Consider the following 22,543-nt stretch of genomic DNA (forward strand, 5'->3'; position numbering starts at 1 on the left):
CACACTCCGTGTGGGCAAGCTCACCATTGGGGATGGGTCGTAAGCCAGTGTGCGGCTTCCCTAAACTCAGCTTGTTTCAAGGAGGGAGCCATCGTGCGCAAGGTGCTCATCGCCAACCGAGGCGAAATCGCTGTCCGCGTTGCCCGGGCCTGCCGGGATGCCGGAATCGCGAGCGTAGCCGTCTACGCCGATCCGGACCGGGATGCACTGCATGTCCGGACAGCGGACGAGGCATTCGCCCTGGGCGGTGACACCCCGGCGGCCAGCTATCTGGACATCGCCAAGGTGCTCGCGGCAGCGGCCGACTCCGGAGCGGACGCGGTCCACCCGGGCTACGGATTCCTCTCCGAGAACGCCGAGTTCGCCCAGGCCGTACTGGACGCGGGCCTGACCTGGATCGGTCCGCCCCCGCAGGCCATCCGCGACCTCGGCGACAAGGTGGCGGCCCGTCACATCGCCCAGCGCGCGGGCGCCCCGCTCGTCGCCGGCACCCCGGACCCGGTCTCGGGCGCCGACGAGGTCGTCGCGTTCGCCCGCGAACACGGCCTGCCCATCGCCATCAAGGCGGCCTTCGGCGGCGGCGGCCGCGGCCTCAAGGTCGCCCGCACCCTCGAAGAGGTCCCCGAGCTCTACGACTCGGCGGTGCGCGAGGCCGTCGCGGCGTTCGGCCGGGGCGAGTGCTTCGTCGAGCGCTACCTCGACAAGCCGCGTCACGTCGAGACCCAGTGCCTCGCCGACACCCACGGCAACGTCGTCGTGGTCTCGACCCGTGACTGCTCGCTCCAGCGCCGCCATCAGAAGCTGGTCGAGGAGGCCCCGGCGCCGTTCCTGACGGAGGCTCAGAACGCGGAGCTGTACGCCGCGTCCAAGGCCATCCTCAAGGAGGCCGGCTACGTCGGCGCGGGCACCGTCGAGTTCCTCGTCGGCGCCGACGGCACCATCTCCTTCCTGGAGGTCAACACCCGCCTCCAGGTCGAGCACCCGGTCACCGAAGAGGTCACCGGCATCGACCTGGTCCGCGAGATGTTCCGCATCGCCGACGGCGAGGAACTGGGGTACGGCGACCCGGTCATGCGCGGCCACTCCATCGAGTTCCGCATCAACGGCGAGGACCCGGGCCGCGGCTTCCTGCCCGCCCCCGGCACGGTCACCCTGTTCTCGCCGCCGACCGGCCCGGGCGTCCGCCTGGACGCCGGCGTCGAGTCCGGCTCGGTCATCGGCCCCGCCTGGGACTCCCTGCTCGCCAAGCTCATCGTTACCGGTGCCACCCGTGAGCAGGCGCTCCAGCGGGCGGCGCGTGCGCTGGCCGAGTTCACCGTCGAGGGCATGGCGACGGCCATCCCCTTCCACCGCGCGGTCGTCGCCGACCCCGCCTTCACCGCCGACCCGTTCCGCATCCACACCCGCTGGATCGAGACCGAGTTCGTCAACGAGATCCCGGCGTTCACGGCCCCGGCCGACGCGGAGTCGGACGAGGAGCCCGGCCGCGAGACGGTCGTGGTCGAGGTGGGTGGCAAGCGCCTTGAGGTCTCCCTGCCGTCCTCGCTCGGCATGACGCTGGCGCGTACGGCCGCGGCGGGCGGCGCCAAGCCCAAGCGGCGTGCCGCCAAGAAGACCGGCTCCGCCGCTTCCGGCGACACCCTTGCCTCGCCCATGCAGGGCACGATCGTGAAGGTGGCGGTCGAGGAGGGCCAGGAGGTCAAGGAGGGCGACCTCGTCGTGGTCCTGGAGGCCATGAAGATGGAGCAGCCGCTCAACGCGCATCGCGCGGGGACGGTTAAGGGGCTTGCGGCGGAGGTGGGGGCGTCGGTGTCGTCCGGCGCGATGATCTGCGAGATCAAGGACTGACTTCCCGCAGCCCCCCGAGCCCCGGCCCCCCTGCACCGGCCGGGGCTCACCCGTACCCCCTGGGGCTCCGCCCCAGACCCCAACGTGTTCGCCCACCCACCCGCCCGTGACGGGGATCGAAGGGTCCGGCCCTGGGGCTCCGCCCCAGACCCCGATCGCGCCTAAAGGGCGCTCGTCCTCAAACGCCGGACAGGCTGAGGTGGCCGATGCTGGCCCGCCCCGAGCACTTAAGGGGCGCGGGGAACTGCGCAACCAGCCCAGCACGGTCCGCAGACGAAAGCGGGTTTTAAGGGGCGCGAGGAACTGCGCGAGAAGCGAGCACGGCCCGCAGACCGAAGGGCTTTTAGGGGCGCGGGGAACTGCGCGAGAAGCGAGCACGGCCCGCACACGATCAGGGGGTTAGGGGCGCGGGGAACTGCGCGGGAAGCGGGCACGGTCCGCATATGACCAGGGGGTTGGGGGCGCGGGGAACTGCGCAAGCGGCCGCGCACGGGCCGGGGCGGGGCCGGGGGCCGAGGGGGCTGGCATGCTGGGGGATGGATGGGAACACGGGGTCGCCACCCCGCCCCCGGCGGGCGGACGCGCGGCGCAACCACGACCGTCTGCTGGCAACCGCCCGCACCGCCTTCGCGGAACACGGCACGGACACCTCCCTGGAGGACGTGGCCCGCAGGGCAGGCGTGGGCATCGGCACCCTCTACCGCCACTTCCCCACCCGCCACGCCCTGCTGAGCGCGGTGTTCCAGAGCGAGGTGGAGATACTGCTCGCCCGGTCACGGGAGTTGCTGGACGCCGAGCAGCCCTGCACCGCGCTGATCGAGTGGCTGCGCGCCATCATCACGCACGCGGGCCTGTACCGGGGCCTGGCCCGTGCCCTCATGTCGGCCTCGGGGGACGCCAGTTCGGCCCTGGCCCGGTGCAGCGAACCGATGCGGGAGGCGGGCGACGCCCTGCTCGTACGGGCCCGGGAAGCCGGTTCCGTACGCGCCGACGTCACCATCGCCGACCTCATGCAGCTCACCAACGCCATCGCGCTGGCGGCCGAACAGTCCCCGGACGACCTGGAGTTGGCCGACCGGCTGCTGGCCCTGACCTATCGGGGCCTGAAGGGCCAGCCACGCCCGACCGGCCGCGCCTAGCGGCGCCGCAGATCCGCGACCCGGGCCCGCTCGCCCGGCCCCTGCGGCTCCCCCATCCCCGAAGCACTGCGCAACTGCGGGCCCGCGCCGGGGCCGTGGGTGCGGCGCTGACCCGGGAGCGGCACGTCGCGGCGGGGCGGCCGGCCCGGGGCGGTCTCGCCGGACGGGGCACCCGAGGGGCCCGCCACGGCGATCTGCACCCCCTGGTCGGCGAGGGCCTGCAACTCGGTGGCGGCCCGGTCGTCGTGGCCCGGCGGCTCGTCGGTGACCAGGCGGGTGATCACGTCGGTCGGCACCGTCTGGAACATGGTGTCGGTGCCCAGCTTGGTGTGGTCGGCGAGGACCACGACCTCGGCCGCGGCCTGCACCAGCGCGCGGTCCACGCTCGCCGAGAGCATGTTGGAGGTGGACAGACCGCGCTCGGCGGTGAGACCGCTCCCGGACAGGAAGGCGCGGGAGACCCGCAGCCCCTGGAGGGACTGCTCGGCACCACTGCCCACCAGGGCGTAGTTGGAGCCGCGCAGGGTGCCCCCGGTCATGACGACCTCCACCCGGTTGGCATGGGCCAACGCCTGGGCCACCAGCAGGGAGTTGGTGACGACGGTCAGGCCGGGGACCCGCGCGAGCCGGCGGGCCAGCTCCTGCGTGGTCGTCCCCGCGCCGACCACGATGGCCTCGCCCTCTTCGACGAGACCCGCGGCGAGGTCGGCGATGGCCGTCTTCTCCGCGGTGGCTAGATGGGATTTCTGCGGGAAGCCGGACTCACGGGTGAATCCGCCCGGCAGTACCGCACCGCCGTGGCGGCGGTCGAGGAGTCCTTCGGCCTCCAGCGCCCGCACGTCCCGCCGTACGGTCACTTCGGAGGTCTGGACGACACGGGCGAGCTCCCGGAGCGATACCGCCCCGTTGGCACGCACCATTTCGAGGATCAATTGGCGACGTTCTGCTGCGAACACGAAACTGACAGTAACCTGGGCGGCCGAATATTCTCAGCAGTTTGCGCCGAATAACAGAAGGTGCACCCAAAGGGGGTTGTCGAGTGGTATACGTCCCGTTGTGGCCTCTCGGGCCCCGGGCCGCACTCGCCAACCCCCCCGTCCCAGCAGGGGAGTTACGCCTCTCCGGCCTTCTTGCGGGTGTGCAGCTGGCGGGCCACCTCGGCGATCGAGCCGGACAGCGACGGGTACACGGTGAAGGCGTTGGCGATCTGCTCCACCGTCAGGTTGTTGTCGACCGCGATCGAGATGGGGTGGATCAGTTCACTCGCGCGCGGGGCGACCACACAGCCGCCGACGATGATGCCGGTGCCAGGACGGCAGAAGATCTTGACGAAGCCGTCCCGGATGCCCTGCATCTTGGCGCGCGGGTTGCGCAGGAGCGGCAGCTTCACGACCCGAGCGTCGATCTTGCCGGCGTCCACGTCGGCCTGGGTGTAGCCGACGGTGGCGATCTCGGGGTCGGTGAAGACGTTGGAGGAGACCGTCTTCAGGTTCAGGGGGGCCACCGCGTCGCCCAGGAAGTGGTACATCGCGATGCGGCCCTGCATGGCGGCGACCGACGCCAGGGCGAAGATGCCGGTCACGTCGCCGGCCGCGTACACGCCGGGGGCGGAGGTGCGCGAGACCTTGTCGGTCCAGATGTGGCCGGACTCCTTGAGGCGTACGCCCGACTCCTCCAGGCCCATGTTCGCGGTGTTGGGGATCGCGCCGACGGCCATCAGGCAGTGGCTGCCGCTGATGACGCGGCCGTCGGAGAGGGTGACCTCGACGCGGTCGCCGACGCGCTTGGCGGACTCGGCGCGCGAGCGGGCCATGACGTTCATGCCGCGGCGGCGGAACACGTCCTCCAGGACCGCGGCCGCGTCCGGGTCCTCACCGGGCAGCACCCGGTCGCGGGACGAGACGAGGGTGACCTTGGAGCCGAGCGCCTGGTAGGCGCCCGCGAACTCGGCGCCGGTGACGCCGGAGCCGACCACGATGAGCTCCTCGGGCAGCTCGTCCAGGTCGTACACCTGCGTCCAGTTGAGGATGCGCTCGCCGTCGGGCTGCGCGTCGGGCAGCTCGCGCGGGCTTCCGCCGGTGGCGATGAGCACGGCCTCGCAGGTGAGCATCTCCTCGGTGCCGTCGGCGGCCGTGACGATCACGTCCCGGGTGCCGTCGATGCCCTGCGGCCCGGCGAGCCGGCCGCGGCCGCGCATGACGCGGGCGCCGGCCCGGGTCACGGAGGCGGTGATGTCGTGGGACTGGGCGAGCGCGAGGCGCTTCACACGGCGGTTGACCTTGCCGAGGTCCACGCCGACGACCCGCGCGGACTGCTCCTCGGGCGGGGTGTCGTCGGCGACGAGGATGCCCAACTCCTCGTACGAAGAGTCGAAGGTGGTCATCACCTCGGCCGTCGCGATCAGGGTCTTCGACGGCACGCAGTCGGTGAGCACCGACGCCCCGCCCAGACCGTCGCAGTCCACGACGGTCACCTCCGCACCGAGCTGGGCGCCCACCAGGGCCGCCTCGTATCCGCCCGGTCCGCCACCGATGATCACGATCCGCGTCACGAAAAAGTCCGCCTCGTAGTGTCGATCCCGGCCTGCCTGCCCGCCCGGCCGGGGGTCCGGGGCGGGGCCCCGGGGGAACGCAGTACGTACTTCATTGTCCCGCACGCTTCCCGTGTCCTCGCCCCGGGGGCGCCATTCGGCCGCCATGGCGGGATCCGGCGGGATCCCGCGGGGCCCCGGTGGTGGCGGGCGGCGCGAACGGCCCCCGCGGGTCACTGTCGTACCCTCGACACCATGTCGCTCTACGCCGCGTACGCCGGCAACCTGGATCCGCGGCTGATGACCCGCCGCGCCCCGCACTCTCCGCTGCGCGGCACCGGCTGGCTCAACGGCTGGCGCCTGACGTTCGGCGGAGAGCAGATGGGCTGGGAGGGCGCCCTCGCGACGATCGTCGAGGCCCCCCGCTCCCAGGTCTTCGTCGCCCTGTACGACATCGCGCCGCTCGACGAGGAGTCGATGGACCGGTGGGAGGGCGTCGGCCTCGACATCTACCGCCGGATGCGGGTGCGGGTGCACACGCTGGACGGGGAGGACGCGGCGTGGCTGTACGTCCTGAACGGGTATGAGGGCGGCCTGCCCTCGGCCCGTTACCTGGGCGAGCTGGCCGACGCGGCGGAGTCCGCGGGCGCGCCCCACGACTACGTAATGGAACTCCGCAAACGCCCCTGCTGAGCCCCCGCCCAGCTCGGGCCGAACGCTCGGCCCGGGGCGCACCACCAGCCCCCTGGGGGCGCGGGGAACTGCGCGACCAGCCACGCACGGTCCGCAGCCGAAAAGTCGCCCCCTCCCCGGGGCACCGGACGCTCAAGACGACTTTCACCTGCGGCCCGGTGGGGGCCGTTCGCGCAGTTCCCCGCGCCCCTGACAGGGCTGGTGGCGGGCCCGGCGACCCTCGCTGAGGGCGGGCCTTCGTGTGAAGCCACAAACGGATTCGGCAGGTCCGTTATCCTGGACATCTACGCGCGTAGGACTTCAGCGGTTACGCTCGTGCGCGTACTTCTTCTTTACCGGGGGAAAACCCCCCGGACCCGGCCGGACAGTCACCGGGCGGGACGACGTTCCTTCGCGAGGCGAGAGACCCAGTGAACGCATCTGCCATCCCGGACCTGCTCCAGGACGACCCCCACGCCGCCGCCGACGCCGCCGCCGCGCGCCTGCGCGAGCTCACCGGCGCCGAGACCCACGACGTCGCCCTGGTGATGGGCTCCGGCTGGGCGCCGGCCGTCGACGCGCTCGGCGCCCCCGAGGCCGAGTTCCCCGTGACCGAGCTGCCGGGCTTCCCGGCGCCGGCCGTCGAGGGCCACGGCGGCAAGATCCGCTCGTACAAGATCGGCACCAAGCGCGTCCTGGTCTTCCTCGGCCGTACGCACTTCTACGAGGGCCGCGGCGTCGCCTCCGTCTCGCACGGCGTGCGCACCGCCGTCGCCGCCGGCTGCAAGACCGTCGTCCTGACCAACGGCTGCGGCGGCCTGCGCGACGGCATGCGCCCGGGCCAGCCGGTCCTCATCAGCGACCACATCAACCTGACGGCCACCTCGCCGATCATCGGCGCCAACTTCGTGGACCTCACCGACCTGTACTCGCCGCGCCTGCGCGCGCTGTGCAAGGAGGTCGACGAGACGCTGGAAGAGGGCGTCTACGTCCAGTTCCCCGGCCCGCACTACGAGACCCCGGCCGAGATCAACATGGTCCGCGTGCTCGGCGGCGACCTGGTCGGCATGTCGACCGTGCTGGAGGCCATCGCGGCCCGCGAGGCCGGCGCGGAGGTCCTCGGGATCTCGCTCGTCACCAACCTCGCCGCCGGTCTGACCGGTGAGCCGCTCAACCACGAAGAGGTGCTCCAGGCCGGCCGCGACTCGGCGGCGCGCATGGGCGAGCTGCTCACGCGGGTACTCGACCGCATCTGAGCCTTGCCCACCAGCACTTCCAAGCCCTTCCGAAAGCTCCTCCCGAAAGGCTGACAACGTGACGCAGGACCTGATCGCGCGGGCCCGGGCCTGGCTCGCCGAGGACCCCGACAGCGAGACGCGCGACGAGCTGGCCAAGCTCATCGAGAGTTCGGCGGACGCCGAGCACGCGGCGGAGTTGGCCGCGCGGTTCAGCGGCACGCTCCAGTTCGGCACCGCCGGGCTGCGCGGCGAGCTGGGCGCCGGGCCGATGCGGATGAACCGCTCGGTCGTCATCCGGGCCGCCGCCGGGCTCGCCGCGTACCTCAAGGCGAAGGGGCAGGGCGACGGGCTCGTCGTCATCGGCTACGACGCGCGCTACAAGTCCGCCGACTTCGCGCGGGACACCGCGGCCGTCATGGTCGGCGCCGGACTGCGCGCGACGGTGCTCCCCCGGCCGCTGCCCACGCCCGTACTGGCGTACGCCATAAGGCACTTGGGCGCCGTCGCCGGCGTCGAGGTGACCGCGAGCCACAACCCGCCGCGGGACAACGGCTACAAGGTGTATCTGGGCGACGGCTCGCAGATCGTGCCGCCGGCCGACGCGGAGATCGCCGCCGAGATCGCGGCCGTCGCCTCGCTGCACGACGTGCCGCGCCCCGAGTCCGGCTGGGAGGTGCTCGGGGACGAGGTCCTGGACGCCTATCTGGCGCGTACGGACGCGGTGTTGACCGCCGGCTCGCCGCGCACCGCGAACGTCGTCTACACGGCGATGCACGGCGTCGGCAAGGACGTGCTGCTCGCCGCGTTCGCGCGGGCCGGGTTCCCCGAGCCGGTGCTCGTGGCCGAACAGGCCGAGCCCGACCCGGCGTTCCCCACGGTCGCCTTCCCCAACCCGGAGGAGCCGGGCGCGATGGACCTGGCGTTCGCCACGGCCCGTCGCGTCGATCCCGACGTCGTGCTCGCCAACGACCCGGACGCCGACCGCTGCGCGGCCGCGGTCAAGGACCGCGACGGCCAGTGGCGGATGCTGCGCGGTGACGAGGTCGGCGCGCTGCTCGCCGCCCACCTGGTCGCCAAGGGCGTCACCGGCGTGTTCGCCGAGTCGATCGTGTCGTCCTCGCTGCTCGGCCGCATCGCCGAGGCGGCGGGGCTCGGGTACGAGGAGACGCTGACCGGGTTCAAGTGGATCGCCCGCGTCGAGGACCTGCGCTACGGCTACGAGGAGGCGCTGGGCTACTGCGTCGACCCCGAGGGCGTGCGCGACAAGGACGGCATCACGGCCGCCCTGGTCCTCGCCGAGCTGGTCTCCGTCCTCAAGGAGCAGGGCCGCACGGTTCTGGACCTGCTCGACGAACTGGCCCTGGCGCACGGTCTGCACGCCACCGACCAGCTCTCGGTCCGGGTGGAGGACCTGACGGTGATCTCGAACGCGATGGCGCGGCTGCGCGAGCAGCCGCCGACCGCGCTCGCGGGGCTCGCCGTCACGAAGGCGGAGGACCTGACGGAGGGCACCGAGGAGCTGCCGCCCACCGACGGTCTGCGCTACTACCTGGAGGGCGCCCGGGTGATCGTGCGCCCGAGCGGCACCGAGCCGAAGCTCAAGTGCTACCTGGAGGTCGTCGTCCCGGTCGGCTCGGCCGACGAGCTGGACGCGGCCCGCGCCCGGGGCGCCGAGCTGCTCGCCGGCATCAAGAAGGACCTCGCGGCGGCCGCCGGCATCTGAGCGGCGGGGCAGAAGGAACGCACCGGGGCGGTGGTCAAGAGACCACCGCCCCGGTCCTGCTTTCGGGTGATTTCGTACGGCAGTTGACGCAGCGGTGCCGCATCGGGCGGGCCCGCGCGCGACAGGGTGGCCCGTACCTCGGGCCGTTCCCGGTGCGGCACTTCTCGCCGTACCCGGTGGCGTACCCGTGGCCGTACCCCTCGCCGTGCCCGAGCCAAGGAGCCGTCGCAGTGTCCCCGACCGCGCCTCCCCCAGCGACGACCACGGTCCGTCGCGGACCCGTTCCCGGCGCCCGCCGGTACCCGGCCGAGCGCGTCCCGGGCGGCCGCCCACCCGTTGGGGAGCGGGCGCGCACCGCCCTGCGGTACGCGGGGCCCGCGCTGCTCGGCCATCTCGCGGTGCGCCTGCTGGGGGTGATCGTCCTCGCCCGCTGGACGCATCTGCGCCACCACGGCCTGTGGCCGGTGCTCGCCAAGTCCTGGGACTCCAACTGGTACCTCGGCATCGCGGCGCACGGCTACGAGCTCACCCCGCCCGGCACCGAGGAACCCAGCAACCTGGCCTTCTTTCCGCTGTACCCGGTCCTGGTGAAGGCGGTCGCCGCCGTCACGCCCGGCTCGCGGGCCAGTGTCGCGCTGGTGCTCGCGGTCGTGTTCTCGCTGGTCGCCGCGGGCGGGGTGTTCGCGGTCGGCGACCGCCTCCACGGCCGGCGCACCGCCACCGTCCTGACGGTGTTGTGGGCCGCGCTGCCGGTCGGCGTGGTCCAGTGGATGGGTTACACCGAGTCCCTGTTCACGGCGCTGACGGCCTGGGCGCTGTACTGCGCGCTGACCGGACGCTGGGTCTGGGCCGGCTCGCTCGCGGCGCTCGCGGGGCTGACCCGCCCGACCGGCGTCGCGATCGCGGCCGCCGTCTCACTGACCGCCCTGGCCGCCCTCGTACGCGCCCGCCGCCTCGCGTGGCGGCCGGTGCTCGGCGGCCTGCTCGCCCCGCTCGGCTGGTGCTCCTATGTGGCCTGGGTGGGGCTGCGGGTCGGCCGCTGGGACGGCTACTTCGCCGTGCAGAAGCTGTGGGCCAACGAGTGGGACGGCGGCGCCGGCACCCTGCGCGAGATGCGGGACCTGCTGGTGTACGCGAACCGGCCTCCGCTGTTCCTGGTCGTGGTCACGCTGGTCCTGCTCGTGTCCGGGGCGCTGTACGTGCTCTCGCTCGCCGACCGCCAGCCGCTGGTCCTGCTGGTCTTCACCGGCGCGCTGCTGCTGGTCGTCCTCGGCAGCGGCGGCGTCTACTTCCCGCGGGCCCGCTTCCTGCTCCCCGGATTCCCGCTGCTGCTCCCCGTCGCGCTCGCCCTGTCACGGGCCCGCCGCACGGTGACGGCCCTCGTGCTGGGGGCGGCCGCCGTCTCGTCGGCGTGGCTGGGCGCGTACATGCTCATGGTGTGGCCGGGGCCGCCGTGACGGGGGCTTGACGCGGCCGGGGCGCGCCGGGGGTGCCTCAGCCGATGGCGAGCAGGACCACGAACAGGACCGCCCCGGCGACCGCGGGCGCGATGACCTCGTACGCCCAGCGGATGCTGACCGGTCCCTGCGCGCCCTCGCGCGAGGCGCCCTGCTCGGCGAGTTCGCGCAGGGTCAGGACGGACTGGTCGGTGGGCGCCATCCGCGCCTTGGTGTCGGTGACGTCGGCGGTCACCGAGGTTCCGATCTGCCCGTCGACCGTGGCGTCCCGCACCTGGCGGCGCGCGGCCCGCTTGCGCTGGCGCAGCGAGACCGGGATCGCCCACAGCTGGTACTTGCCGCCCGACTGGTCGAAGACCTCGCTGGAGTAGCCGGCCCGTACGTCCGCGACGGACGCCCAGGGCAGGGTGATCGTGCGGAACGGGTTGCGCACGATCAACCGGTCGGCGCCCGCGAAGACCGCCGGGCGGAAGCTGAACGCGACGATCAGGGGCACCGCGCACAGCAGCACGGCGAGCGACAGCCAGGGCGCGTTGCCGTGGCCCTGGATCACGGCGTCGACGCCGAGCCAGAGGCCGATCGCGAGCAGCAGCGCGCCGCCGGCGATACCGGCGGCTGAGCGGTAGGTCCGGTCGGCGTAGGCCGGCTCGGCGGGCGGCGTGGGGCTCGTCATGGCCCGATTCTGCCTCACGCCCCCCGGGCGGGTTTCCCTCAGGCCACCAGATCCGCGTACACGATGATGTTGTCGGGCCGGTGGCCGCCGGTGAGCTCGCCGCCGCAGGTGATGATCCGCAGCTCGGGGCGGTCGGTGTTGCCGTACACCTTCTGCGTCGGGAAGGTCTTCTTGTCGACCTGCTCCAGGGCGCGGACCGCGAAGCGCGCGGGCTTCCCGTCGGCGCGGTCGACGGTGACGAGGTCGCCGACCTTGACCTTGGAGACGTTTTTGAGGACCGCGGGGCCCTTGACCGTGTCGAAGTGCCCGATGAGCACGGCGGGCCCGGTCTGGCCCGGGGTGACCCCCTTGTCGTACCAGCCGATCCGGTCGGCGTCGGCGACGGAGGGCACCTCGACGGTCCCGTCGGCAGCGAGCCCGAGGTCGAGGATCGGCCCGGTGTCCACCCCGGCCGCCGGGATCCGCACCCGCACCGGCTTGGAGGCGGGCAGCGCGGTCGCCGCCTTCGGGGTGGCCGGGGCAGCGCTGGCGGGGCTGATGTTCGGCGGCGGGGTGGCGGGCTTCGCCGCGCCGGAGCCGCAGCCGGCGGCAGAGGCGCCGAGGGCGAGCAGGACCAGGGCGGTGGCGGCCGAACGGGCCGCGCGGGTGCGGGACATGGGGCGCTCCGGGCCGGGGGAAGGGAGGGCGGACCTCCTGAGGAGATCCGCCCGGGTGGGCTGTGACCGACGGCGGGGGCTCGTGCGGCCCGGCCCGCCGGTTGATCGTCCGGGCGAGGACCTTCTCAAGTCCCCGCCCGGTGGCGTCAGTTGGTGGAGCCGGCGCGGCGGCGCAGGACGAAGACACCGGCACCGGCGGCCACCACGGCACCGGCCGCGCCCGCGATCATCAGGCCCTTGCCCTCGCCGCCCTGCTTGAACTCGGCGCCGGCCGCGACCGCGCCCTTGGGCACGACGGTGGTCTGACCGCCGTTCTGGACCGGCGTGTTGACCACGGTGGCCGGGGTCGTGGCGGGGTTCTTGGCGGGCGCGGTGTTGGCGCAGCCCGCCGGGAGCTTCGGGAAGGCGGTGTACCGGTACGGCATGGTGCCGCCCTGGGTGCGCTGGCCGAGCTTGGGGGTGGCGGTGTTGGCGCCATCGATCCGGACCCCGTAGCGACCGTCCACGGGGTGGGCGCGGTCGGCCGTGGCGAGCGCCTTCAAGGAGGCGTCACGCAGCACCGCCTTCGGGCCCTGGACGCTGTTGGTGAGCTTCACCGACATCCCCGCGCCGAAGACGCTGGGCACGACCTTGGTCACGGTGCAGCCGGCGCGGCCGTCGGTGAACTCCGAGGTCACCTTGCCGGTGGTGGCGTTCAGCACCACGTGCATGCCGTGGACGTACCCGTCCACGTCCTCACCCCCGGTCGTCAGGATCAGGACGACCTTCCCGTTGGTCACGAACTCGGCGCGGTAGTGGCCCGTCCCCAGCTTGCCGACGGCGACCGTCTCGCCGTTGACCAGCTTGTACGTGACCACGCCGGGGGTGGCGGCGCACTCCTTCGGCAGCGCCGGGAAGGGCTGGGACTTCCAGGCGGTGTCGCCGCCCTGCGAGCGCTGGAAGAACACGGCCTTGCCGCCGGTCGCCGCCTCCAGCTTGATGCCGGCGCTCAGGTCGGTGGGGTGGGCCCGGTCCACGGTGGCGACGACCTTGCCGTTGCCGTCCTTGAGCTCGGCCTTCGGGCCGTCCGCCAGGTCGTTGGTGAGCGTGACGGTCATGCCGAGCCGCTCCGAGGCGACGCTCTTGGTGACGTGGCAGGAAGTAGTGGCCGGCGCCTGCCCGGGGGTGGCCGCGAAGGCCGCCGCCGGGGCGAGGAGGGCTCCGGCGAGGGCGGCGGTGGCGATCGCGGCGCGGAGCGGGGTGCGGGCGTAGGTCGACATGAACGACTCCATGGAGCAGGGCGGCCGAGTGGCCGGAGAAGGAAAGAAGTGGAGGTCGCATGCCGCCTCCTCTGCCGGGTGGGGCCGTTGAGGCTGGGCGGGGCTGCTGAAGAGAAATCTATGGATCACCTGTACGAGAAGGGTCCGCTCCGTGTCACAGGCGCGTGACAGAGCTCACCCCCGCTCACCTGAGCCTCGGGGGCTGTACAGGCAGCTACGCGCGTAGATATGCTCATCTGGTGACCATGCCCACCAATGCACCATCCCCCGAGCTCTCGACTTCGCTCGACCAGGGAGGTACCCCCATCGCCTTCGCCGACGCGACCGCGTCCGACGGCTCGCTGCGCCGCTTCCTCCACGGGCTCCCCGGCATCGACCCGGTGGGCCTGGAAGCGCGCGCCGCGTCCCTCGGCACCCGTTCGATCAAGACCTCGGCCAAGGCCTACGCCATCGACCTGGCCATTTCGATGATCGACCTGACGACGCTGGAAGGCGCGGACACCCCGGGCAAGGTCCGGGCGCTCGCCGCCAAGGCCGTCCACCCCGATCCGACCGACCGCACCACCCCCCACACCGCCGCTGTCTGTGTCTATCCGGACATGGTGGCGAGCGCCAAGGAGGTGCTGAAGGGCTCGGACGTCAAGGTCGCGTCCGTCGCCACCGCCTTCCCGGCGGGCCGCGCGGCGCTGCCGGTGAAGCTCGCGGACGTGCGGGACGCGGTGGCGGACGGTGCCGACGAGATCGACATGGTGATCGACCGGGGCGCGTTCCTCGCCGGCCACTACCTGAAGGTGTACGAGGAGATCGCGGCCGTCCGCGCCGAGTGCGGCGACAAGGCCCGTCTCAAGGTCATCTTCGAGACCGGTGAGCTGTCGACGTACGACAACATCCGCCGCGCCAGCTGGCTCGGCATGATGGGCGGCGCCGACTTCATCAAGACGTCGACGGGCAAGGTCGCGGTCAACGCCACCCCCGCCAACACCCTCGTCCTGCTGGAAGCCGTACGGGACTTCCGTGCCCAGACCGGGATCCAGGTCGGCGTGAAGCCGGCCGGCGGCATCCGCTCCACCAAGGACGCGGTGAAGTTCCTGGTCCTGGTCAACGAGACCGTGGGCGAGGACTGGCTGGACAACCACTGGTTCCGCTTCGGTGCCTCCTCGCTGCTCAACGACCTGCTGATGCAGCGTCAGAAGCTGGCGACCGGCCGCTACTCCGGCCCCGACTACGTGACGGTGGACTGAGATCATGGACATGAACAAGCAGACATCCGCATTCGCGTACGCACCGGCTCCCGAGTCGCGCTCGGTCGTCGACATCGCCCCCTCCTACGGCCTGTTCATCGACGGTGAGTTCACCGAGGCCGCCGACGGCAAGGTCTTCAAGACCGTCTCGCCGTCCACCGAGGAGGTCCTGTCCGAGGTGGCCCGCGCGGGCGCCGAGGACGTCGACCGCGCCGTGAAGGCCGCGCGCAGGGCGTTCGAGAAGTGGTCGGCGCTGCCCGGCTCCGAGCGCGCCAAGTACCTGTTCCGGATCGCCCGGATCATCCAGGAGCGCAGCCGCGAGCTGGCCGTCCTGGAGACCCTGGACAACGGCAAGCCGATCAAGGAGACCCGCGACGCGGACCTCCCCCTGGTCGCCGCGCACTTCTTCTACTACGCGGGCTGGGCCGACAAGCTCGACCACGCCGGGTTCGGCAACAACCCGCGTCCGCTGGGCGTGGCCGGTCAGGTCATCCCGTGGAACTTCCCGCTCCTGATGCTGGCGTGGAAGATCGCCCCGGCGCTCGCCACCGGCAACACGGTCGTCCTGAAGCCCGCCGAGACCACGCCGCTCTCGGCGCTGTTCTTCGCGGACATCTGCCGCCAGGCGGGCCTGCCCAGGGGCGTCGTCAACATCCTTCCCGGGTACGGTGACGCGGGCGCGGCCCTGGTCGAGCACGAGGACGTCAACAAGGTCGCCTTCACCGGCTCGACCAACGTCGGCAAGGCCATCGCGCGTTCCGTCGCGGGCACCGACAAGAAGGTCACCCTGGAGCTGGGCGGCAAGGGCGCCAACATCGTCTTCGACGACGCCCCCATCGACCAGGCCGTCGAGGGCATCGTCACCGGCATCTTCTTCAACCAGGGCCAGGTCTGCTGCGCGGGCTCGCGCCTGCTGGTCCAGGAGTCGATCCAGGACGAGCTGCTCGACTCGCTCAAGCGCCGCCTGTCCACGCTGCGCCTCGGCGACCCGCTGGACAAGAACACCGACATCGGCGCCATCAACTCGGCCGAGCAGCTGGCCCGGATCACCGCGCTCACCGAGACCGGCGAGGCGGAGGGCGCCGAGCGCTGGTCCGCCCCGTGCGAACTGCCGTCGGCGGGTTACTGGTTCGCGCCCACGCTGTTCACGGGCGTCACCCAGGCCCACACCATCGCCCGCGACGAGATCTTCGGCCCGGTCCTGTCGGTGCTGAGCTTCCGCACCCCCGACGAGGCCGTCGCCAAGGCCAACAACAGCCAGTACGGCCTGTCCGCCGGCATCTGGACGGAGAAGGGTTCGCGGATCCTCGCCGTCGCGGGCAAGCTGCGCGCCGGTGTCGTCTGGGCCAACACGTTCAACAAGTTCGACCCGACCTCGCCGTTCGGCGGCTACAAGGAGTCGGGCTTCGGCCGCGAGGGCGGCCGGCACGGCCTGGAGGGCTACCTCGATGTCTGAGACTTCGACGCGTCTGAGTGTCTTCAAGACCTACAAGCTGTACGTGGGCGGGAAGTTCCCGCGTTCCGAGAGCGGCCGGGTGTACGAAGTGGTCGACAGCAAGGGCAAGTGGCTGGCCAACGCGCCGCTCTCCTCCCGCAAGGACGCGCGGGACGCGGTCGTCGCGGCCCGCAAGGCCTTCGGCGGCTGGTCGGGCGCGACCGCGTACAACCGCGGCCAGGTCCTCTACCGCGTCGCGGAGATGCTGGAGGGGCGCAAGGACCAGTTCGTGCGCGAGGTCGCCGAGGCCGAGGGGCTGTCCAAGTCCAAGGCCGCGGCGGTCGTGGACGCGGCCATCGACCGCTGGGTCTGGTACGCGGGCTGGACCGACAAGATCGGCCAGGTCGTGGGCGGGGCCAACCCGGTCGCGGGCCCGTTCTTCAACCTCTCCACCCCCGAGCCGACCGGCGTCGTGACGGTCCTGGCCCCCCAGGACTCGTCCTTCCTCGGCCTGGTCTCGGTCGTCGCACCCGTCATCGCCACCGGCAACACGGCGGTCGTCATCGCCTCCGAGAAGGCGCCGCTCCCGGCGCTCTCGCTCGGCGAGGTGCTCGCCACCTCCGATCTGCCGGGCGGTGTCGTCAACATCCTGTCCGGGAAGACCGCCGAGATCGCGGCGCCGCTCGCCGCGCACCAGGACGTCAACGCGATCGATCTGACGGGCGCCGACGCCGAGTTGGCGCGCGAGCTGGAGATCGCGGCGGCGGACAACCTCAAGCGGGTGCTGCGCGCCAAGGCCGTGGACTTCACCGCGGACCCGGGCACCGAGCGTCTCACCGCGTTCCTGGAGACCAAGACGGTCTGGCACCCCACGGGGTCCCTGGGCGCCTCCGGCTCCGCGTACTGAGCTTCCGCCTACCGAGCCGTGCGCCGCGCGTACTGAGCCGCGCGAAGGGCCCCGCCGTCCACGGACGGCGGGGCCCTTCGCCTGCCCGTCAGCCGGGCAGCAGACCAGGGGCTTGGTCCATGAGCGGCAGGTCCTTGAGGGCGGAGCCGCTCGTCAGCACACCGGTCGCGGCCGTCGTGGACACCGGCTTGAAGTCGGCGACCTGGGTACGGACCCCGTTGGTCAGCGGATCGACCCCGGTGTTGGCGAGCGGGTCGAGCCGCAGCCCGAGCACGGGCCCCACGGCATGGCCGAACGAGCCGGTCACTCCGTGCGCGGCCGCCGTGAGGTCGGTGACGGTCGCGTTCTGGCCGGCCGTGGGGGCGGGCGCGGCCTGGGCGGTGGCGCCCCCCGCGGCCAGGGCCGCGCCGGCCGCGGTGACGGTGAGCCCGGCACTGAGCAGCGTCCGGTAACGCAGGCCGCTGGCGGGCCTGGGGGCCTCGTGTCGTCCCATGGGATCCCACTCACTCTCGGAAGTAGTCGTGTGTCATCACGCGATCACGAAGCGTAGTTGAGACGTGACGCCGGTTACCAGTTGAGATGTGACTTGGGATACCAACGGCCTCCCCGGGGGGTCCTACTTGCGCGCGCATGGCCCACACTGGTGTCCCGTGAGTTCATCTGCCATCGCGACGCGCGTCGTCCTGCTCTCGGGGCCCTCCGGCTCCGGCAAGTCGTCCCTGGCCGCCCGTACGGATCTGCCCGTGCTGCGCCTGGACGACTTCTACAAAGAAGGTGACGACCCGACCCTGCCGTTGGTGGCGGGCAGCACGGACATCGACTGGGACTCCCCGCAGTCCTGGGACGCGGACGCCGCCATCGTCGCCATCACCAAGCTGTGCCGCACGGGGCGTACCTCCGTGCCGGTCTACTCGATCGCCACGAGTTCCATCACCGGCACCACCTCGCTCGGCATCGGCCGCACCCCGCTGTTCATCGCGGAGGGCATCTTCGCCGCCGACATCGTGGACCGCTGCCAGGAGCTCGGGGTGCTCGCGGACGCGATCTGTCTGCGCGGCCGGCCCTCGACGACCTTCCGCCGCAGGCTGCTGCGCGACCTGAAGGAGGGCCGCAAGTCGGTGCCGTTCCTGCTGCGCCGCGGCTGGCGCCTGATGCGCGCCGAACGCGCGATCGTGGCCCGGCAGTCGGCGCTCGGCGCCCACCCCTGCGCGAAGGACGAGGCCCTGGGACGCATCGCGAGCGCCGCGGCGGGCCGCAGCCGTACGGGAGTCGCCGCCTAGCTAGGGCCTGTCCGGCGGATCTGGTCGCCGTCGGGGTGCCTTGGCCTTGTGGTGCTGGTGAGCGGGGGGCTGGTGCGTCCAGCCGCAAGGCGGAGGAGGGCGGCGACGCGGAGCGTCGGCAACCGACGACAACGCCGCAGATGGGCGTGGCGGCCCCCCGCGTCCCAGACAAGATCCGCCGGACAGGCCCTAGCCGCTCCGAGCGGAGCCGAGCGCCGGCGGCGCGTGCGAGGGCGCGCGCACAATGAAGCGGCGGGGCCCGAAGGCCCCGCCGCTTCCCCCGTTCCCCCCGTGGATGGTCCCCGTGTCCCCCGTGGACCACCCGCGCCCCTCCCCCGGACCTTCAGGCCACCAGCTCGCCGAAGGACTCCTCCTCGTCACGGCCGAAGCTGAGGACGTCGTCCTCGCGCAGCCGGCGCAGCGAGCGCCAGATGCTGGACTTCACCGTGCCGACACTGATGTCGAGTATGTCCGCGATCTCCGGGTCCGTACGGCCCTCGTAGTAGCGCAGGACCAGCATCGTGCGCTGTAGTTCGGGCAGCCGGGCCAGCGCCTGCCAGAGCACGGCGCGCAGTTCGGTGCCGCGCATCGCGTCCGTGTCGCCGGCCGTCTCCGGCAGCTCCTCGGTCGGGTACTCGTTGAGCTTGCGCCGCCGCCAGGCGCTGATGTGCAGATTGGTCATCGTGCGGCGCAGATAACCGCCGACCGCCGCCTTGTCGCTGATGCGGTCCCAGGCGCGGTAGGTGGAGAACAGCGCGCTCTGGAGCAGGTCCTCCGCCTCGAAGCGGTCGCCGGTCAGGTGGTAGGCGGTGGCGTACAGGGAGGCGCGGCGTGCCTGGACGTAAGCGGTGAACTCCGTCTCCGACAGGCTGCTCCGCTCCCCCGAGCCCTCCCGGTACGCCGCTTCCCCGCCCCCCTGCGACTTCTTCCCCGCGGCCGGAACCGCGGGGTTGTCCAGCACCGTCATGTAGGGCGAAGGCCCCTGCTGTACCGATGACGTGTGCTGGCGTCCGGCGCCCCGAGCGCACCCCCGCATGCTCGGGACACCGGACTTCTCGGCACTCCGCACGACGTCGTGGAGACGCGTCACAACTGCGCTGGAGTTGGTGCTGTGCAGTGCGTTCATCTCGCGCCCCCCGTCGGTGGAGTCTGTTTCGTGGCCGTGCTGGCTTACGAGGAAGAGCCTGCCCGGGCAGTTTCATGGGGTTGTCCGTCGACTGTCACAGGGGCGTCACAGCGCGCGCCACAGCGGGCGTTGTCCCCTGCCGGGGGTCCGGGGGTCGCCCCCCGGGAAGACACAGCATGGGGTTGTCCGTCGACTGTCACAGGGGCGTCACAGCGCGCGCCGCAGCGGGCGTTGTCCCCTGCCGGGGGTCCGGGGGTCGCCCCCCGGGAAGACACAGCATGGGGTTGTCCGTCGACTGTCACAGGGGCGTCACAGCGCGCGTCACAGCGCGCGCCACAGCGGGCGCCGCAGCGCCCGTTGCGCCCTGCCGGGCGTCCTGGTGTTGCCCGGTCGCGGCGGCCCCTGCGCGTGGAGTCGCGGGGTCCAGGACCGGACGGGGGTCGTACTCCTTCCGCCCATGGGCCAGAATGACCTCCGTGCCTTTCCTGTTGCTGATCGAGGACGATGACGCCATCCGCACGGCCCTCGAACTCTCCCTGTCCCGCCAGGGCCACCGTGTGGCCACCGCGGCGACGGGCGAGGACGGTCTGAAACTGCTGCGCGAGCAGCGGCCGGACCTGATCGTGCTGGACGTGATGCTGCCCGGGATCGACGGTTTCGAGGTGTGCCGCCGCATCCGGCGCACCGACCAACTGCCGATCATCCTGCTGACCGCGCGCAATGACGACATCGACGTGGTGGTGGGCCTGGAGTCCGGCGCCGACGACTATGTGGTCAAGCCGGTCCAGGGGCGGGTCCTCGACGCCCGGATCCGGGCCGTGCTGCGCCGTGGCGAGCGGGAGGCCACCGACTCGGCGGCGTTCGGCAACGTGGTGATCGACCGGGCCGCGATGACCGTCACCAAGAACGGCGAGGACCTCCAACTCACCCCCACCGAGCTGCGGTTGCTGCTCGAACTGAGCCGCCGCCCCGGTCAGGCGCTCTCCCGCCAGCAGTTGCTGCGGCTCGTCTGGGAGCACGACTACCTCGGCGACTCACGGCTCGTCGACGCCTGTGTGCAGCGGCTGCGCGCCAAGGTCGAGGACGTGCCGTCCTCGCCGACGCTGATCCGTACGGTCCGTGGTGTGGGCTACCGCCTGGACACCCCCTCGTGAAGCTGACGCACCGCCCCCGCACCCCCCACGAGCCCGGCCGGTGAAGCGGGCCGTACTCGCCGGGCTGCGCTGGACCAGTCTGCGGCTGCGTCTGGTCGTCGTGTTCGCGCTCGTCGCGCTGACCGCGGCGGTCTCCGCGTCCGGCATCGCGTACTGGCTCAACCGCGAGGCCGTCCTGGTCCGTACGCAGGACTCGGCGCTCAACGACTTCCGTCAGGGCATGCAGAACCGCGCCGCCTCGCTGCCGCTCCAGCCGACCGAGCACGACCTCCAGGTGTCCGCCAAGCAGATGGCGGACAGCAGCAACTCCCGTTACAACGTGCTGCTCGTGGCGGAACGCGCGCCCGGCAAGCCGATCGTGGGCGCCTCCGACGTGGACGGCTTCACGCTGGAGGACGTGCCCGCCTCCCTCCAGGAGGCCGTCACCAAGAAGCAGAAGGTCACGGGGAGCAACGCCTACCCGTACCACCTGTTCTGGCAGCGGATCACGCTGCACGGGCGCCCGTATCTGGTCGGCGGCACGAAGATCATCGGGGCCGGTCCGACCGGCTACATGCTGGCCCCGCTCGACCAGGAGCGGCGTGACCTCAACTCCCTTGCCTGGTCGCTCGGCATCGCCACCTTCCTCGCGCTGCTCGCCTCCGCGCTGCTGGCGCAGGCGGCCGCCACCACCGTGCTGCGGCCGGTGCAGCGCCTCGGGGACGCGGCGCGCAGGCTCGGCGAGGGCAAGCTCGACACCCGGCTGAGGGTGTCCGGCACCGATGAACTCGCCGATCTCTCAAGGACGTTCAACCGGACGGCCGAGGCGCTGGAGAAGAAGGTCACCGACATGAGCGCGCGCGAGGAGGCGAGCCGCCGCTTCGTCGCCGACATGTCGCACGAGCTGCGCACACCACTGACCGCACTGACCGCCGTGGCGGAGGTCCTCGACGAGGAGGAGGACAGCCTCGACCCGATGATCGCGCCCGCGGTGCGGCTCGTGGTCTCCGAGACGAGGCGGCTGAACATCCTGGTCGAGAACCTCATGGAGGTCACCCGCTTCGACGCGGGCACCGCCCGGCTGGTCCTGGACGACGTGGACATCGCAGACCAGATCACCGCCTGCATCGACACCCGGGCCTGGCTGGACGCCGTCGAACTCGACGCCGAGCGCGGCATCATGGCCCGGCTCGACCCGCGCCGCCTGGACGTGATCCTCGCCAACCTGATCGGCAACGCCCTCAAGCACGGCGGCTCCCCGGTGCGGGTCTCGGTCCGCGTCGAGGGCGAGGAGCTGGTGATCGCGGTACGCGACCACGGGCCCGGCATCCCCGAGGACGTACTGCCGCACGTCTTCGACCGGTTCTACAAGGCCAGCGCCTCGCGGCCGCGTTCGGAGGGCAGCGGGCTCGGCCTGTCCATCGCGATGGAGAACGCGCACATCCACGGCGGTGACATCACCGCCACCAACTCCCCCGAAGGCGGCGCCGTGTTCGTGCTGCGGCTGCCGCTGGACGCCACCGAGCCGGCCACCCCCGAGACGCCGGAAGGAGACGCGGCGCAGTGAGAGGACTCCGTCGCCGGGCAGCCGTCGCGCTGGCCGGTCTGCTGACGCTGGCCACCGCCGCCACCGGCTGCGGCATCCGGCCCACCTCGGTCCCCGTCGACGCGGGCCCGGCGCCCTCCCGGGTGCCGTGCGAGGTGCCGGACAACGCGATCGCCCCGCAGTTCGAGGGCGTCACCATCCAGGTCCAACTGGTGTGCGGGGCGCAGCTCGTCACGGCCCAGCGGTCGGTACGCATCGCGGAGAACAGGGGCGCCCAGGACCGGCTCCGCTTCGCGCAGACGCTGCTCGACGAACTCATCGCCCAGCCGTCGGGCGACGAGAAGGACGCCGGGTTCACCACCGAGGTCAAGGGCCCGCTCACCGTCACCGCGGCCCGGTCGAACGACCCGGCGGGCACGCTGCGCCTCAGCCGCGCCCCGGAGTCCCTGTCCGCGCTCGCGCTGTCGCAGCTGGTGTGCACCTACGCGGAGAACATGCCGTCGGCGCCCGGCACCCAGCAGGTGGTGCTCGGCGGCCCCGGCGAGGATCCGGCCCGCGGCTACACCTGCACCGCGGAGATGAAGTCCCGCCCGGACAGCGCGGCCACCCTCGGCGAGATTCCCCGCCCCAGCCGCACCTAGCGCACGGCCCGGACCGAATCACCCGGCCCGGGCGGAACC

General features: G+C 72.2%; 20 protein-coding genes. 13 read left to right on the plus strand and 7 right to left on the minus strand.

Annotated elements, in window-relative coordinates; translation table 11 throughout:
- The first annotated feature begins 93 nt into the window (after window positions 1-93).
- Both DWB77_RS14860 and DWB77_RS14865 read left to right on the plus strand, forming a co-directional pair.
- Window positions 94-1,848 carry an acetyl/propionyl/methylcrotonyl-CoA carboxylase subunit alpha gene (locus DWB77_RS14860; protein WP_120721737.1) on the plus strand — a complete coding sequence of 585 codons (1,755 nt, stop codon included), beginning with the start codon at window positions 94-96 and terminating at the stop codon, window positions 1,846-1,848.
- Between the two features lie 536 nt (window positions 1,849-2,384).
- The gene (locus DWB77_RS14865) at window positions 2,385-2,987 is read left to right on the plus strand and encodes a TetR/AcrR family transcriptional regulator (RefSeq protein ID WP_120721738.1); all 603 of its coding nucleotides are present in this window, start codon (window positions 2,385-2,387) and stop codon (window positions 2,985-2,987) included.
- Here the strand turns inward: DWB77_RS14865 and DWB77_RS14870 are convergent.
- Together DWB77_RS14870 and DWB77_RS14875 are read right to left on the minus strand one after the other, a co-directional pair.
- Window positions 2,984-3,943, minus strand: a complete 960-nt coding sequence (locus DWB77_RS14870; RefSeq protein WP_120721739.1) for a DeoR/GlpR family DNA-binding transcription regulator — start codon at window positions 3,941-3,943, stop codon at window positions 2,984-2,986. The genes DWB77_RS14865 and DWB77_RS14870 overlap by 4 nt on opposite strands.
- Before the next feature lie 155 nt (window positions 3,944-4,098).
- Complete coding sequence (locus DWB77_RS14875; RefSeq protein ID WP_120721740.1) at window positions 4,099-5,538, minus strand: NAD(P)H-quinone dehydrogenase; 1,440 nt, start codon at window positions 5,536-5,538, stop codon at window positions 4,099-4,101.
- Window positions 5,539-5,772: 234 nt separating this feature from the next.
- Here DWB77_RS14875 and DWB77_RS14880 point away from each other — a divergent pair, with 234 nt between their 5' ends.
- From DWB77_RS14880 to DWB77_RS14895, 4 genes are all read left to right on the plus strand, one after another.
- A complete protein-coding gene (locus DWB77_RS14880) occupies window positions 5,773-6,210 on the plus strand; it encodes a gamma-glutamylcyclotransferase (RefSeq protein ID WP_053728283.1) in 438 nt (145 codons plus the stop codon).
- A 410-nt stretch (window positions 6,211-6,620) separates the two neighbouring features.
- A complete protein-coding gene (locus DWB77_RS14885) occupies window positions 6,621-7,445 on the plus strand; it encodes a purine-nucleoside phosphorylase (RefSeq protein ID WP_120721741.1) in 825 nt (274 codons plus the stop codon).
- A gap of 58 nt (window positions 7,446-7,503) precedes the next feature.
- A complete protein-coding gene (locus tag DWB77_RS14890; RefSeq protein ID WP_120721742.1) occupies window positions 7,504-9,150 on the plus strand; it encodes a phospho-sugar mutase in 1,647 nt (548 codons plus the stop codon).
- A 230-nt stretch (window positions 9,151-9,380) separates the two neighbouring features.
- On the plus strand, window positions 9,381-10,607 hold the full coding sequence (locus DWB77_RS14895) for a glycosyltransferase family 39 protein (protein ID WP_120721743.1): 1,227 nt from the start codon (window positions 9,381-9,383) through the stop codon (window positions 10,605-10,607).
- Window positions 10,608-10,644: 37 nt separating this feature from the next.
- Here DWB77_RS14895 and DWB77_RS14900 read toward each other — a convergent pair whose 3' ends face one another.
- From DWB77_RS14900 to DWB77_RS14910, 3 genes are all read right to left on the minus strand, one after another.
- Window positions 10,645-11,280, minus strand: coding sequence for a PH domain-containing protein (locus DWB77_RS14900; protein WP_120721744.1), 636 nt, complete (start codon window positions 11,278-11,280; stop codon window positions 10,645-10,647).
- A 38-nt stretch (window positions 11,281-11,318) separates the two neighbouring features.
- Window positions 11,319-11,936 carry a class F sortase gene (locus DWB77_RS14905; protein ID WP_120721745.1) on the minus strand — a complete coding sequence of 206 codons (618 nt, stop codon included), beginning with the start codon at window positions 11,934-11,936 and terminating at the stop codon, window positions 11,319-11,321.
- Window positions 11,937-12,082: 146 nt separating this feature from the next.
- Window positions 12,083-13,195, minus strand: a complete 1,113-nt coding sequence (locus DWB77_RS14910) for a hypothetical protein (RefSeq protein WP_120721746.1) — start codon at window positions 13,193-13,195, stop codon at window positions 12,083-12,085.
- A gap of 245 nt (window positions 13,196-13,440) precedes the next feature.
- Between DWB77_RS14910 and deoC the strand changes: the two genes are divergently transcribed.
- From deoC to DWB77_RS14925, 3 genes are read left to right on the plus strand one after another with little or no spacing between them, the layout of a single operon-like run.
- Window positions 13,441-14,436: a deoxyribose-phosphate aldolase gene (gene deoC, locus DWB77_RS14915; protein WP_246033866.1), complete on the plus strand. Its 996-nt coding sequence runs from the start codon at window positions 13,441-13,443 to the stop codon at window positions 14,434-14,436.
- A gap of 10 nt (window positions 14,437-14,446) precedes the next feature.
- Window positions 14,447-15,892, plus strand: coding sequence for an aldehyde dehydrogenase family protein (locus tag DWB77_RS14920; protein ID WP_120721747.1), 1,446 nt, complete (start codon window positions 14,447-14,449; stop codon window positions 15,890-15,892).
- Window positions 15,885-16,778 carry an aldehyde dehydrogenase family protein gene (locus tag DWB77_RS14925; RefSeq protein ID WP_120721748.1) on the plus strand — a complete coding sequence of 298 codons (894 nt, stop codon included), beginning with the start codon at window positions 15,885-15,887 and terminating at the stop codon, window positions 16,776-16,778. The genes DWB77_RS14920 and DWB77_RS14925 overlap by 8 nt, the downstream gene beginning before the upstream one ends.
- An 88-nt stretch (window positions 16,779-16,866) precedes the next feature.
- Here DWB77_RS14925 and DWB77_RS14930 read toward each other — a convergent pair whose 3' ends face one another.
- Window positions 16,867-17,271 carry a hypothetical protein gene (locus tag DWB77_RS14930; protein WP_120721749.1) on the minus strand — a complete coding sequence of 135 codons (405 nt, stop codon included), beginning with the start codon at window positions 17,269-17,271 and terminating at the stop codon, window positions 16,867-16,869.
- 157 nt (window positions 17,272-17,428) lie between these two features.
- Between DWB77_RS14930 and DWB77_RS14935 the strand changes: the two genes are divergently transcribed.
- The gene (locus DWB77_RS14935; protein WP_246033531.1) at window positions 17,429-18,058 is read left to right on the plus strand and encodes an ATP-binding protein; all 630 of its coding nucleotides are present in this window, start codon (window positions 17,429-17,431) and stop codon (window positions 18,056-18,058) included.
- A 343-nt stretch (window positions 18,059-18,401) separates the two neighbouring features.
- Here the strand turns inward: DWB77_RS14935 and DWB77_RS14940 are convergent, their stop codons facing one another.
- Window positions 18,402-19,184 (minus strand): SigE family RNA polymerase sigma factor, encoded by a 783-nt coding sequence (locus DWB77_RS14940; protein ID WP_120721751.1) that lies wholly within the window; start codon window positions 19,182-19,184, stop codon window positions 18,402-18,404.
- Between the two features lie 476 nt (window positions 19,185-19,660).
- Here DWB77_RS14940 and afsQ1 point away from each other — a divergent pair, with 476 nt between their 5' ends.
- The 3 genes from afsQ1 to DWB77_RS14955 are packed head-to-tail and all read left to right on the plus strand — an operon-like array spanning window position 19,661 to window position 22,504.
- On the plus strand, window positions 19,661-20,338 hold the full coding sequence (gene afsQ1, locus DWB77_RS14945; protein ID WP_174248559.1) for a two-component system response regulator AfsQ1: 678 nt from the start codon (window positions 19,661-19,663) through the stop codon (window positions 20,336-20,338).
- 40 nt (window positions 20,339-20,378) lie between these two features.
- Window positions 20,379-21,884 carry a sensor histidine kinase gene (locus DWB77_RS14950; RefSeq protein ID WP_120721752.1) on the plus strand — a complete coding sequence of 502 codons (1,506 nt, stop codon included), beginning with the start codon at window positions 20,379-20,381 and terminating at the stop codon, window positions 21,882-21,884.
- Window positions 21,881-22,504 (plus strand): hypothetical protein, encoded by a 624-nt coding sequence (locus DWB77_RS14955; protein ID WP_120721753.1) that lies wholly within the window; start codon window positions 21,881-21,883, stop codon window positions 22,502-22,504. Before DWB77_RS14950 ends, DWB77_RS14955 begins: the two co-directional genes overlap by 4 nt.
- Window positions 22,505-22,543 lie beyond the last annotated feature (39 nt).

This window comes from Streptomyces hundungensis, assembly GCF_003627815.1.
Classification (GTDB): Bacteria; Actinomycetota; Actinomycetes; order Streptomycetales; family Streptomycetaceae; genus Streptomyces; species Streptomyces hundungensis_A.

Excerpts from the sequence above, each read along its gene's own strand:
- DWB77_RS14865 (WP_120721738.1), top strand. The coding sequence starts at position 2,385 with ATGGATGGGAACACGGGGTCGCCACCCCGCCCCCGGCGGGCGGACGCG.
- DWB77_RS14880 (WP_053728283.1), top strand. The coding sequence starts at position 5,773 with ATGTCGCTCTACGCCGCGTACGCCGGCAACCTGGATCCGCGGCTGATG.
- DWB77_RS14900 (WP_120721744.1), bottom strand. The coding sequence starts at position 11,280 with ATGACGAGCCCCACGCCGCCCGCCGAGCCGGCCTACGCCGACCGGACC.
- DWB77_RS14905 (WP_120721745.1), bottom strand. The coding sequence starts at position 11,936 with ATGTCCCGCACCCGCGCGGCCCGTTCGGCCGCCACCGCCCTGGTCCTG.
- DWB77_RS14910 (WP_120721746.1), bottom strand. The coding sequence starts at position 13,195 with ATGTCGACCTACGCCCGCACCCCGCTCCGCGCCGCGATCGCCACCGCC.
- deoC (WP_246033866.1), top strand. The coding sequence starts at position 13,441 with ATGCCCACCAATGCACCATCCCCCGAGCTCTCGACTTCGCTCGACCAG.
- DWB77_RS14920 (WP_120721747.1), top strand. The coding sequence starts at position 14,447 with ATGAACAAGCAGACATCCGCATTCGCGTACGCACCGGCTCCCGAGTCG.
- DWB77_RS14925 (WP_120721748.1), top strand. The coding sequence starts at position 15,885 with ATGTCTGAGACTTCGACGCGTCTGAGTGTCTTCAAGACCTACAAGCTG.
- DWB77_RS14930 (WP_120721749.1), bottom strand. The coding sequence starts at position 17,271 with ATGGGACGACACGAGGCCCCCAGGCCCGCCAGCGGCCTGCGTTACCGG.
- DWB77_RS14940 (WP_120721751.1), bottom strand. The coding sequence starts at position 19,184 with ATGAACGCACTGCACAGCACCAACTCCAGCGCAGTTGTGACGCGTCTC.